Origin of the sequence: Pseudomonas sp. PDM09, assembly GCF_014852305.1 — a bacterium.
Classification (GTDB): Bacteria; Pseudomonadota; Gammaproteobacteria; order Pseudomonadales; family Pseudomonadaceae; genus Aquipseudomonas.
On record NZ_JACVBI010000001.1, the window covers coordinates 669,548 to 682,493 of the forward strand.

The following is a 12,946-nucleotide window of genomic DNA, read 5'->3' on the forward strand; positions in this document are numbered from 1 at the left end:
TCTTACTGTTTGCCCGATTTTCCCAGCGCTTTAGCCACCAGTTTTTCGTAGAGTTCGGCGTAGGGTTCGACTGCCTTGCACCAGTTGAACGGCGCCGCCATGGCTCGGCACCGCATCGCGTTGAGCAGGCCGGGGAAGGCGAACACCTTGAACGCGCGGCTCAGGGCTTCGCGATAACTTTCCACCGTGGATTCGTCGAAGAGGAAACCGGTCACGCCGTTTTCAATGGTGTCGGCCAGGCCACCGGTATTGCGGGCCACCGGCAATGAACCGAAGCGCTGGGCGTACATCTGGCTCAGGCCGCAGGGTTCATAACGCGAAGGCATCAGCAGGAAATCGCTGCCGGCAAACATCCGGCGGGCGTCGGTTTCATTGAAGCCGATGTGCACGCCGACTTGCCCGGGGAAGCGCAACGCCAGTTCACGCATGGCTTGTTCTTCTTCCGGTTCGCCACGGCCGATGATTGCGATCTGCCCGCCGTTGGCGACAATGTATTCTGCCACCGCTTCGGTCAGGTCCAGGCCTTTCTGGTAGACCAGCCGCGAGACCACGGCGAACAACGGACCTTCGGAGTCTTCGAGGTCGAACAGCCGGCGAACATGCGCCGCGTTGACTGCTTTGCCGTCCCAGTCGCCGATGCCGAACGGGTGGAACAGGTGCGGATCGGTCGCTGCATCCCAGCTTTCATCGATGCCATTGGGAATCCCGCTGAGCAAGCCTTGCTGGGTCTTGGCGGCGAGAAAACCGTCGAGACCGCAGCCGAAGGCCGGCGTGGTGATTTCCTGGGCATAAGTCGCGCTGACGGTGGTGATGTGGCTCGAGTAGGCCATGCCGGCCTTGAGGAACGACATCTTGCCGTAAAACTCCATGCCTTCCTGTTGCAAGGCATGCATGGGGATACCAAGTTCCGGGCACGAACCGAGGCTGGTGACACCTTGGTACGCCAGGTTGTGAATGGTGAAAAGGGTCGGGGTGCGTTGGCCACGCCAGTGCATATAGGCCGGCGCCAGGCCTGCGGGCCAGTCGTGGGCGTGCACCAGGTCCGGGCACCAGTGAATCTGGGCGAGGTTGGCGGCGATATCGGCTGCTGCGAGGCCCAGGCGGGCGAAACGGATATGGTTGTCCGGCCAGTCGCGGCCGTTGTTGGCGCCGTAAGGTGAACCTTCGCGCTCGTACAATTCAGGGCAGATCAACACGTAAATGACCAGGCCATCGGGCATGTCCATGCGCCCGATCTTGCAGGGCGGCAACGCTGCGTGCCCGCCCAGTTCACCGATGATATGAATCGGGTTTTCGCTATTCATCACTTGCGGATAACCGGGGATCAGCACACGCACATCGTGCAGATGCGCCATGGCCCGGGGCAGTGCGGCGGAAACGTCGCCAAGACCTCCGGTCTTTACCAGGTCGGCAATCTCCGAGGTGACAAACAGGACTCTTTTCTTGTTGGGATTCTGACTGACTACCGGTGCCAGTGTCTTGGGGGTCGGCATGTTGACCGATTTGGCATTGAGGATACCGACGGTGCTCGTTTCCCCGACCTGCTGATGAGCACGTTCTCCCTGGATATCTAAAGCCGCACTGATCATATGAATCTCCCGTGTTGTTGATCTAATTCTAGGCCTGGCACAAACGGTGTTCGTGGCCAAATCCTGTGGCCGGGCGCAAACGCGCTACGCATCGGTGAGCAAGTGCTGCCCATGCGCTGAAGCAGAATGGGTGAAGTGGCTGTTGCAAGGAATGCACCAGTCGCTGTGGCCCTACCTTTAACCTGACACGAGGCCAGCACCAAAAGTTTCGATTATTTTCACCGAATGACCAGCCGGTTTTACTCCGCGAAAATCAGTCTAGGCCAGAACTTAGAGCGGGGGCGGCTATAGGGTGAAATTGTTCGACAATCGGTCAAAAGAGGGTACAGGCATAGAGCTTTGCGGGGAGATGCACCGACGAAGGGCAGGTTTATTTTCTGGCGTGGGTCAAATCAGGACCCGGGAGTCACGATAATCGGGCGTGATGGGATGTGGGTCGCACCATTGCGGTGCGTAGGGTTTAGGGGAGAGGTAGTGATTTTGAGGGCCTCATCGCGAGCAGGCTCGCTCCCACATTTGGATCTGCTTCGTCACACATTCTGTGTACACCCGAGATCCAATGTGGGAGCGAGCCTGCTCGCGATGAACGATAACTCGGTTTCAGCCCAGCAGCCGGATCGGCGCTCCCGCCGCCCATGCTTGAATGTCCTCAATCATCTGCGAAAAGAACAGTTGGTAATTCTGCCGGCTGACATACCCGACATGAGGCGTGGCCAGTACATTGTCCAGCGTTCTGAAGGGATGATGACGGGGCAACGGCTCATGCTCGAACACATCCAGCGCAGCACCCGCCAGGCGTTTTTTCTGAAGGGCCTTGATCAATGCGGATTCATCGACAATCGGCCCGCGAGCGGTGTTGACCAACCATGCCGTGGGTTTCATCCAGTCCAGTGCCTGAGCGTCAACCAGCCCTCGGCTGCGCTCGCTGAGCACCAGATGGACCGACAGCACATCGGCCTGCTCGAACAGTTCCTGCTTGCTGACATAGGTGACGTCGACCTCGGCAGCCCGTTCGGCGGTCAGGTTTTCGCTCCAGGCAATTACCCGCATGCCGAACACCTGCCCGAACCGGGCCACCCGTTGACCAATGCTGCCCAGACCGAGAATCGCCAAGGTCTTGCCCTGCAGGTCGCCGCCCAGCCCTTGTTGCCACTGACCTGCGCGCAAGGCATTGGCTTCGGCCACCAGGTTGCGGGTCGCGGCCATGATCAGCGCCCAGGTCAGTTCGGGGGCGGCGTGTTTGTAGCTGTCGGTGCCGCACACCTGAATGCCCAGCGCGGCGGCGGCTTTCAGGTCCAGGGCAGCGTTGCGCATGCCGCCGGTGACCAGCAGTTTAAGTGCGGGCAAGCGGCGCAGCAGGTCTTCGTCGAACCGGGTGCGCTCGCGCATCACGCAGATCACCTCGAATGCGCCGAGGCGTTCGGCCAGGGTTTCGTTGTCGGCCGGGTAGTCATGGATAAAACTCACCTGGCCGATGCTGTCCAGCACCGACCAGTCCACCACGTCGCGAGCCACGTCCTGCCAGTCATCGATCACCGCAATCTGCACCGCCATCAGCCTTGCCTCATCAACGAACGGGATTGGTTTGGTTCAGCCAGCCGAGCAACGCCTGATGGAATTTCGCCGGTTCCTCCATCTGTGGCGCGTGGCCCATACCGGGGAATTCGATCAGCGTCGACCGGGGAATCAATTTCGCCACTTGCTTGCCGAGTACGTCGTAATGACCGATTTTCGCCTTGACCTCGGGCGGTGCGATGTTCTTGTTGATGGCCGTGGTGTCGGAGGTGCCAATCAGCAGCAGGGTCGGCACTTTCAGGTCCTTGAACTCGTAGTACACCGGTTGGGTGAAGATCATGTCGTAAATCAGCGCCGAGTTCCAAGCCACCGCTGTTTTGCCTGGCCCTTTGGCCAGGCCCGCGTACATGTTCACCCAACGATCAAACTCCGGCTTCCAGCGGCCATCGTAATAGGTGTTGCGTTGGTAGTCGTGGATACCTTGCGCCGTGACTTTCAGCTCGCGCTCATACCATTGATCAACCGTGAGATAGGGCACGCCAAGAGCTTTCCAGTCTTCCAGGCCGATTGGATTGACCAAAGCCAACTGTTCGACTTGATCGGGGTATTGCAACGCATAGCGGGTGGCGAGCATGCCGCCGGTGGAGTGGCCGAGCAGGGTGGCCTTCTGGATGCCCAGGGTTTTGAGCAGTTGCTGGGTGTTGGCTGCCAGTTGCTGGAAAGTGTATTGATAGTGGTCCGGTTTGCTGGAGGTGCAAAAGCCGATCTGGTCCGGCGCGATGACCCGGTAACCGGCCTCGCTCAGCGCCTTGATCGAGCTATCCCAGGTCGCGCCGCAGAAGTTTTTGCCGTGCATCAGCACCATGCTGCGTCCATTGACCTTGCCTTGGGCGGCAACGTCCATGTAACCCATCTGCAGGGATTTGCCTTGGGACTCAAAGTCGAAGTACTTGACCGTGTAGGGGTAATCGAAGCCCTGAAGTTGCGGGCCGTATTCCGGCGTTTCGGCCTGGTTCTGGTTCTGGGCGTGAGCGAGAACGGGCAGAGCCGCTGTCAGCAGCAGGCCGGGTAACCAGCGAGAGAGCATGGGCGACATGGGTAAGCTCCGCAGGAAATCCGCCGATGCTGGACCGGCATGATTAGGGTGACATTAAACATAGGTCATGGCCGCAATGCCGTAGCAGCTGTCGAGCTTGCGAGGCTGCGTTCGGCTGCGAAGCAGTCGTGAGTCCGGCTGACGCGGTCTGCCTGATGCACTGCAATTTCTGATTTTACGACTGCTTCGCAGCCGAACGCAGCCTCGCAGGCTCGACAGCTGCTACGGGCCATCGCCATGACCATTCAACCCATCCACCCCAGCGTAGCCGCGGCCAACACACCATAGCGGGCGCCCTTGGCGAGTGTCACGATCACCAGGAAACGCCCCAGCGGTTCGCGCATGACGCCAGCCACCAGCGTCAGTGGATCGCCGATGATGGGCACCCAACTGAGTAGCAGCGACCAATGGCCATAACGCTGGTAGTGCTTTTGGGCTTGCTCGAGATGGCGAGGGCTGACCGGAAACCAGCGCCGCTCGCGAAACCGCTCGATGCCGCGCCCCAGCCACCAGTTCAGCAGCGAGCCCAGCACATTGCCCAGCGTTGCGACGGCCAACAACGACCAGAGCCAATCCTGATTGCTGAGCAACAACCCCACCAGCACTGCTTCGGATTGCAGTGGCAGCAGCGTCGCGGCACCGAACGCCGCGAGAAACAGCCCGATGTAGGCGCCGAACATCAATGGGCGGGGTAGTCCGCCACCACCACGTCAGTGCCGTCCTTTTTCAAACCGATCACTTGATAGGCATCGCTCATGCCGTCCGTTTCCATGCCGGGCGAGCCCATCGGCATGCCAGGGGCTGCAACCCCCAACAAATCGTCACGCTTGCTCAAGGCCAGTACTTGATCGGCCGGCACGTGGCCTTCGACGAATTTGCCGTTGATAAGGCCGGTGTGACACGACGCGAGCCGAGGTGGCACACCGTGTTGTTGCTTGAATTGGCTCATGTCGGCTTCAACATGGTCTGCGACCTTGAAACCGTTGGCTTCCAGATGGCTGACCCATTTTTTGCAGCAGCCACAGTTGGCGTCGCGATGAACTTCGATGGGAATCAGCTCGGCAGCCTGGGCAAGGGATGAGATGAAAAGGGCGCTCAGGGCGGCCAGACGCAGGTGGGTTCGCATGGGGATCTCGTCTCGGGTTGTGGCCAAAAAGATGCATTTTGACCGTTTTCTCTCGCGAAGAGGAGGCGGATTGTTTCGAAGTAATACAGCATGAGTAACGCATCGTGGCGAGGCAGCTTGCTTGCGCTTGGCTGCGAAGCAGTCGCAAAACCAGACGCTCGTATTCGATCCGGATCCCCACGCTGGCAGATTCGGGGCCCCTGCGCGCCCCAGCGGGAGCAAGCTCCCTCGCCACAGGTACGATGTTTCTCTGACTGGCATCAGCGCAAGCCCCTCACCGAAGGGCATGCCTTGCTTTTGCGATCAACGAACCTTGAAACGCCCCATGATCGCGCTCACCCGGTTATTGGCTTCCAGCAGTTGCTGAGTGTTGAGCTCACTGGCCTGGCCGCTTTTCACCAGCTCATCGACCATATGGCGGATCTGCACCATGCTGCGATTGATCTCTTCGGTCACGGCGCTTTGCTGCTCGGCGGCGGTGGCGATCTGGGTACTCAGACTGTTGATGTGGCTGACGGAGCCGGCCATTTCATCCAGGCCGGAGTTGACCCGGGCCGTGGCATCGGCAGCCGACTGACAGCTGACCTGGGTGTTTTCCATGGCGCTGACCGACGAACTCACGCCTTGGGTCAGGCGGGTTAGCATTTCGTTGATTTCCGAAGTGCTGGCCTGGGTGCGGGCGGCGAGGGCGCGGACTTCGTCGGCGACCACTGCGAACCCGCGGCCTTGCTCACCGGCCCGGGCTGCTTCGATCGCGGCGTTCAGTGCCAGCAAATTGGTTTGCCCGGCGATGGCGCCAATCACCCCGAGAATTTCGGTGATGCGTTGGGCGTCCTGTTGCATGTTTTCGACTTTATGGGTGGCACTTGCTACTTCATCGATCAACGCCACCACACTGCTCGACGCTTCGCCGACCACCACGCGGGAGCGATCCGCGTGCTCATTGGCGCGTTGCGTGAAAGCGGCGGTTTCGGCGGCGTTCTGCGCGACGCTGTCGGCGGTCGAACTCATCTCGGTAATGGCGGTGACGGTCTGATCGGTTTCCGAAGCATGACGCACCAGAATCTGGCTGGTGTGAGCGGAAGTCCGTTGCAGATTCTCCAGGCTCGACGCCATTGCGCCCGTCGCCTGAGTAACTTCGCCGATCATATTCTGCAAGTAGGCGATAAAGGTGTTGACCGAATGACCGATGGCGCCGAGTTCGTCTTCGGCGCGGATGGTGATGCGCTTGGTCAGGTCGGCATCACCCGTGGACAAGGCGTCGATATTGGCTTTCAGGGCTTTCATGCGCTGGATCAGTTGGCGGATGGCATAGACCTGCAGCAACACCAGCAGAATCACCATCGGAATCTGCAACAGGCTCAACGTGTTGAGCACATCGTCACGCTGGGCCGTGATCAGTGTGGTCGGCAGGGCGGTGGCGAGGAACCACGGCGTACCTTCGATCGGGCGCATGAAGAAGGTGCTGGTTTCGCCGTTGTTATCGAACTCGACCCGTTGCAGCGATTGGTCCCGCTGTGCCAGCCCGGCCTTGACCTGAGCGGCAAACGGCGACTGGCCGGCCAGTTCAGCGATGTTTTTCAATACGATCGGCCCGCTGATTCGCGAGCTGTTGCTGATGATCTTGCCATCGGCCTCGACGATCAGCATCTCGGCACCCAGGTCTTTTTCCTTGCGCGCCACCAAGTCATTGAAGAAGCCTAGTGTCACGTCAATGGTCGAGACACCGTACGCCGCGCCATTTTTCTGAATGGCCATGGCGCAGTTGGTGCGCGGTTCGGCGCTGGCGTCATCTTTATAGGCGGCGGCCCAGGCACATTGGCCGCGCGGAGTCTGCATACCGCCCTTGTACCAGGTCTGGTCGTAATAGTTGGGCGCGGCGTCGCTGTTCCAGAACGTATTGACCGCCAGTTTTCCCGAGGCATCGCGGTGCCAGAAGGTGCTGAACTTATTGCGCCCGGCTTCGCGCTGACCGGGCAATGGCCAGATCCCGCCACCGAAGACTTTCAGTTCACCGTACTGATCAACCAGGCCCGGCAGGACCGTGTCGATGGCGGCGCTGTCGAGCAGGGGAATGGTTTGAGTGATGCTGCGCTGCTGGGCTTGCACCTTGTTCAGTTCACCCTGGATCTGCTCGGCCACTTCGGCGATGCGATTGAGGGCTACCTGTTCTTCGGTATAACGCAGTTTTGGCGCGACCAGCTGACTGATGCCAACCACGGTCAGGACGGATAAAAGCAGGATGAACAGGACCAGAAACAGCGTGTAGCGAGCCTGAATGGTACGAAATGCGGGCATGGGACCGGTCCTTGTGCAGCGTTTTTATTATGGGGGTGTGGGTTTGAAAATCGGGGCATCGAAAGGGTATCGGCTCACGAATGTCGAGCTTTAGGTACGATCGTGCAAGATTTGCCTGGGGTGACGAACGGCCGGAAGGGACGTGTCCATATTGATACAAACAAACTAACCCAGACATGCATAAGGGCTTGATTAGTTATCTGCGCCAATATCGAAAAGTTCGTATTGGCCAATGAAACAAGGGGCTTTTTGGTATGTGTCGTAAATGTACAAGAATTGTAAAAAGCGGAAATATTTGTTGGTGACGCTGAAGCGTGCATCGATACTCGCCCGCACTTAACTCGGATAAACAAGGAACTTTTATGGTCGCCTCACAAGGACGTCTGTGTGTTTTGGATGATCGGCATCCTGTCACGCAGTCGGGAGCCCGGTCATGACAATCGGCTATACAGGCGCATGGACGAGCAAGGCAGGTTTACTGGTCAAGGATACCGGCAGCGGCAAGCCTGTCACCCACAGCGCCAGGGTCAAGCAGATGCTGGCACTGGTGGGAAGCAATCCCAATGCGCTGAATACGGCGAAAATGGATGAACAGAAACTGCACAGGAACATCAAGGGCTTCGATCCGGAAAATGTATCCGCCAAGCAACTGGGCAATCTCAGTGCCTTCTTGAGAGGCAAAGGCCTGATTTCCGATATTACTTCGATGACCTTGCTTAATGCCGGTGACAAGTTTGATCGTTTTGGCGTACAGAAAGACCCGGATGCGAAGTTCAATGCGCTGGAGTATTTCGCCACGCAACTGGATACCATTCAGAACAACAGTATCAAGGGTGACAAGTACGCCGTTGGCCTGATCCCTGAATACAAGACGGCGATCTACGTACTGCAGAACTTGCAAGCTTACGGCAAGGGCAACGGTACGACGGTTCCTGATGACAAGGGCGTTAACGCCAAGGCGTGATGTTTGGCCGCGTTGGCCCGCTCGAACCATCGAACGGGCCGGGCACCTGTTATCGGTCAAGCAACTTCATGACTTCTTCCGGATAACGCAGGCCGGCCGTGGCATTGGCCGGGAAAATCCCTTCCAGGGCCTGCAACTCTTCGCGGCTCAGTTTCACGTCCAGCGCGACGACATTTTCTTCCAGGTATTTACGCTGTTTGGTGCCTGGAATCGGGATCAGGTAATCCCCTTGGGCCAATACCCATGCCAACGCCAGTTGGCCCGCCGTCACACCCTTGTCGGCGGCCAGGGCCTGCACTTGCTGCACCAGCAACAGGTTTTTAGCGAAGTTTTCCCCTTGAAAGCGTGGACTGAAGCGACGGTAGTCGTCGGCTGCGAAATCATCCGGACTTCTCAGAGCACCGGTCAAAAAGCCCCGGCCCAACGGACTGTAAGGCACAAAAGCAACACCCAGACGCTGGCAAGCTGCCAGGCAGCCGTTCTCCTCTTGGTCGCGGCTCCATAGCGAGTATTCACTTTGCAGTGCGCTGATCGGGTGAACCTTGTTCGCTCGCTCCAGCGTGGTGACCGATGCTTCACTCAATCCCAGGTAACGCACCTTGCCGGCCTTCACCAGTTCTGCCATGGCGCCGACGGTTTCCTCGATGGCCACCTGCGGATCAATGCGGTGCTGGTAATACAAATCCAGGGTTTCCACGCCAAGGCGTTTGAGGGTGCCGTCGATAGCGTCGCGAATGTATTCCGGTCGACCGTTGACGCCCCGTGCACCGGGGTTGGACGGGTCGCGAACAATGCCGAACTTGCTGGCCAGAAACACCTGCTCACGCTTGCCGATAATGGCCTTGCCGATCAGCTCTTCATTGGTATGTGGGCCGTACATGTCTGCCGTGTCGAGCAGGTTGATTCCCAGTTCCAGCGCGCGGTGCAAAGTGGCCGTGGCTTCGCGGGTGTTTACGCCGGTGGTGTAGAAATCGGTCATGCCCATGCAGCCCAGACCTATCGCACTCACCTGCGGACCGTTTTTGCCCAGTTGACGTGATTGCATGAAATCAGCTCCCTTTGAATTGAATCCCATTGTTGACCTCGACAGAAACAAGATAAACCGGCTAAATCTGCTATCACTATTTGTAATTTCTAAATAATCAGCTGGTAAGCCAAAGCAATGGACCGTTTCAACGCCATGCGCGTGTTCACCCGAATCGTCGAACTGGGCGGCTTCGCCAAAGCGGCGGACAGCCTGCAATTGCCCCGGGCTTCGGTGACCATTCTGATCAAGCAACTTGAGGCTCATCTGGGCGTGCAACTGCTGCAACGCACAACCCGGCAGATCAGCCTGACGCTCGATGGCGCCGCCTATTACCCGCGTTGCGTGCGGCTGCTGGCGGATCTGGAGGAGACCGAAGCGGTGTTTTCCGCTGCTCGCCAAAACCCCAAAGGTCTGCTGCGAGTGGATATGCCGGCGGGAGTGGGACGTTTGATTGTGATTCCGGCATTGCCGCAATTCACTGACCGGTATCCCTTGATCGAACTGGAAATCGGGTTGAATGACCGGCCTGTGGATCTGATCCGCGAAGGTGTCGATTGCGTGTTGCGGGGTGGCTCGGCCCTGGAAGACTCACTGGTGGCGCGGCCGCTGGGCATACTGGACCAGATCACATGCGCCAGCCCCGACTATCTGCAACTTCGCGGGACTCCGCTATGCCTGGAGGATCTGAAGGGGCATCAGATGGTGGAATACTTTTCCAATGGCACCGGCAAACGCTACGGGCTGGAATTTGTAGTCGATGACCAACTGCAACTGATCGACCTGCCCAAGCACGTGTCGGTCAACAGCTCCGATGGTTATCTGGCGGCGTGCGAGGCGGGATATGGCTTGGTCCAGACCCCGTATTATCACGTTGCCCGCCAACTGAAGGAGGGGCGTTTGATCGAGGTCCTGAGGGACGTGCCGCCACCGGGTATGCCGCTGACGGCGCTCTATCCTCCTCACCGCCAGTTGTCCCGGCGGGTGCGGGTATTTGTCGATTGGTTGGTGGAGCTCTGTGCGCAACCAGGTAATGACTTTTCTAGAAAACATTTACGCGACTGAGCGGGCATCCATAGGCGAGTGTATCGACGCAATCATGGGATTCGTGGCGTTGGTGTTCTGCTGTAGTTCGTCATGCAACTGTTGCATGCGCGCGCAGTGCAGGTTGAGGGATCGAGAACGGACGCCCCGATGAAACAATGCGAACCAACCATTGTCACCCGGCGCAGGCATCAGGCCAGTGAAGGCGAAGCCCAAAGTCGATAAGTTGCGCAGATTGCGGGCGAAGTGCCGGGATAGTCCGACTCGTGCCGAGATCAGCCAGTGTCTGGGTAGTTGCCAGAGCTGCTCGAGCAAGTCTTTGTTCAAGTGCTGGATGACAATGTCATACCGGTGCTGATGTTGTTTTATTTGCAACGGCATCGCGGGTCGTGACGCCTTGTCCTGGCAGGTTCCGAACACCGAGCACAGGTGCTGCATGAATGCTCGGCAGCTTTCAGGCCAGGGGATGTCGGGGAGCGGGCGCGTGTGTCCTTCGATCATGTGACTGCCCATCACGATGGTTTCCGGGAGCGATTCACCGAATGGCGAAGGGACGTAATCGGGAAGCAGTCCAGTGCTGTGAAAGCCGATATTCTCTGCCATGCGTTGAGTGTAGGGATGGTGGGTCACTTGCTTGATCGATACGCTCCGGATCCCCAGAGAACCCGACAGCATCAATAACTCTCGGCCCAGGCGCGTCGCGATATGCTGTCCCTGGGCGACGGGATGTACCACGGTGAGCGCCAGTTCCGCGGTATTCGAAGGCGAGTCGCGGCACAGCGCGGCATGCCCGAGCACCCGCGCGCCATCCATGGCCAGTATCGATTGCCAGCGGCCTTCGGCGTTGTGCTGACTGATCATGTTCGGCAGGTAAACATCCGGCTGAGCGTAAAGATCGCCGTAGACCTCTCGAAACAACCGGCTCACGGCATCTGCGTCGCAAGGACGGTAGGGGCGAAGTATCAACCGGGTCATTGCGCGGGCTCCTGCGAGCAGACGTCATACACTCGCAAATCCCGCACTCGCAATTGTTTGCCCGAGCGAGGGTGAAGTTGCAGGTCTGTGGCTGCGCAGCAGAGCACTCGAAACTCCAGCAGACCCTCGCGGCTCAGGTCGTCGATGGCAGGGTAGTGGGCAAGCAAAGCTTCACGCAATGCACGGAGTACCGGCTCGACGGTTTGTGACTGAGGTTCGGGCACCCACTTCACGCTCAACAGATCCTTGGAGCCGGTCTGTTCGATCAGCAATTGCCATTGCTCGCTGTGCGCTACGCGCTGAATGATCTCGTGTATTTCTTCGGTAAACAGCGACAGCACGCCGACTCGTACCCGCTGACTGTGGGCGCTACGCCCCTTTAGGGCGAATTTACGCCTCGGGGTGGCGGTCGGTTCACGCCAACATGCACGGTCGCCCACCGGGTAACGCAGCAGCGGCATGAGCCGGCGTGTCAGATTGGTCTGCACTAGCATTCCGATACGATCGCATTCTTCAATCACTTCACCGGTGTGTTCATCGATGATTTGCAGCAAGGTTTGCTGTTCGAATACCCGATGCTCGCCCAATGCACAGTCGCGAGTGCTGGCCCCTATGAGCCCGGCGTCTACGCTGGCGTAGCCGATAGAGGCAATACGGGCGTTGGGGAATACTTCACCGAGGATTGCCAACTGCGGGGCAAACAGGCTTTCGCCGCCATACAGCAGCGTCTCGACCCCGCAGAGCACACGCCGATGCTGCGTCAGGTAGGCCGCGAATCGAAGCAACTGTGCGGGCACCCCGGCCAGAATATTGATTCGATGTCGTGCGATCGCATCCGCCAGTACGTCCGGTTCGATGTCGCCGGTAAACGGAAACTCACAGATGGATCGTCCGACATGGGCCAGGGAATCGTGGACAAACAGAAAACTGGCGTAGAGATCCCCTGAAAAGAACAGATTGGCGACGCGATCGCCATTGTTCAATTGAGAAGAGAGACTGTTTCCGAAGGTACTGACCAGTGTTTGCCATTCCTCGTAGGAGTAAACCGCAAGTTTCCCCTGGCTGGTCGAACCTCCGGTTTTAAACACCAACGCGTTATCAACGTTTCCCGTCAAGACCGACCAATGATTCAAGTCATTGCTGCCGGTCCAATAGTTGGTCACATTGGTTAACGGTAAATCTTTTAACGTAATACCTGTGGTGGGTAAATGTTTCAGGTGCGCGCTGTAGTAGTTTGAGTGTTGTCGTACAAAAGACACGAGTTGTTCGAGCGAATGAATTGATTTCACTGGATTCTCTTTTCTAATCAGGCGTT

At 58.2% G+C, this 12,946-nt stretch carries 11 protein-coding genes; 2 read left to right on the top strand and 9 right to left on the bottom strand.

Annotated features, from left to right (window positions below):
• Window positions 1-2: 2 nt before the first annotated feature.
• From glgA to IB250_RS02995, 6 genes are all read right to left on the bottom strand, one after another.
• Entirely contained in the window at window positions 3-1,589 is a 1,587-nt protein-coding gene (gene glgA, locus IB250_RS02970) for a glycogen synthase GlgA (protein WP_192342903.1), read from the bottom strand.
• Window positions 1,590-2,189: 600 nt separating this feature from the next.
• A complete protein-coding gene (locus IB250_RS02975) occupies window positions 2,190-3,143 on the bottom strand; it encodes a D-2-hydroxyacid dehydrogenase family protein (RefSeq protein WP_192342904.1) in 954 nt (317 codons plus the stop codon).
• A gap of 13 nt (window positions 3,144-3,156) precedes the next feature.
• Window positions 3,157-4,200, bottom strand: a complete 1,044-nt coding sequence (locus IB250_RS02980; RefSeq protein WP_192342905.1) for an alpha/beta fold hydrolase — start codon at window positions 4,198-4,200, stop codon at window positions 3,157-3,159.
• Between the two features lie 245 nt (window positions 4,201-4,445).
• A complete protein-coding gene (locus tag IB250_RS02985) occupies window positions 4,446-4,880 on the bottom strand; it encodes a YqaA family protein (RefSeq protein WP_192342906.1) in 435 nt (144 codons plus the stop codon).
• Window positions 4,880-5,326, bottom strand: coding sequence for a DUF411 domain-containing protein (locus IB250_RS02990; RefSeq protein WP_192342907.1), 447 nt, complete (start codon window positions 5,324-5,326; stop codon window positions 4,880-4,882). The genes IB250_RS02985 and IB250_RS02990 overlap by 1 nt, the downstream gene beginning before the upstream one ends.
• Before the next feature lie 303 nt (window positions 5,327-5,629).
• Window positions 5,630-7,624: a methyl-accepting chemotaxis protein gene (locus IB250_RS02995; protein ID WP_192342908.1), complete on the bottom strand. Its 1,995-nt coding sequence runs from the start codon at window positions 7,622-7,624 to the stop codon at window positions 5,630-5,632.
• A gap of 433 nt (window positions 7,625-8,057) precedes the next feature.
• On the opposite strand from IB250_RS02995, the gene IB250_RS03000 reads away from it, so the two are divergent.
• Window positions 8,058-8,588, top strand: a complete 531-nt coding sequence (locus tag IB250_RS03000) for a hypothetical protein (RefSeq protein WP_192342909.1) — start codon at window positions 8,058-8,060, stop codon at window positions 8,586-8,588.
• A gap of 49 nt (window positions 8,589-8,637) precedes the next feature.
• On the opposite strand, the gene IB250_RS03005 is transcribed toward IB250_RS03000, so the two are convergent.
• Entirely contained in the window at window positions 8,638-9,633 is a 996-nt protein-coding gene (locus IB250_RS03005; protein WP_192342910.1) for an aldo/keto reductase, read from the bottom strand.
• Window positions 9,634-9,750: 117 nt separating this feature from the next.
• On the opposite strand from IB250_RS03005, the gene IB250_RS03010 reads away from it, so the two are divergent.
• Window positions 9,751-10,677 carry a LysR family transcriptional regulator gene (locus tag IB250_RS03010; protein ID WP_192342911.1) on the top strand — a complete coding sequence of 309 codons (927 nt, stop codon included), beginning with the start codon at window positions 9,751-9,753 and terminating at the stop codon, window positions 10,675-10,677.
• Here the strand turns inward: IB250_RS03010 and IB250_RS03015 are convergent.
• Together IB250_RS03015 and IB250_RS03020 are read right to left on the bottom strand one after the other, a co-directional pair.
• Window positions 10,666-11,631 (bottom strand): GNAT family N-acetyltransferase, encoded by a 966-nt coding sequence (locus IB250_RS03015; protein ID WP_192342912.1) that lies wholly within the window; start codon window positions 11,629-11,631, stop codon window positions 10,666-10,668. The genes IB250_RS03010 and IB250_RS03015 overlap by 12 nt on opposite strands.
• Window positions 11,628-12,920, bottom strand: a complete 1,293-nt coding sequence (locus IB250_RS03020) for an AMP-binding protein (RefSeq protein WP_192343200.1) — start codon at window positions 12,918-12,920, stop codon at window positions 11,628-11,630. Before IB250_RS03020 ends, IB250_RS03015 begins: the two co-directional genes overlap by 4 nt.
• Between the last annotated feature and the right edge of the window lie 26 nt (window positions 12,921-12,946).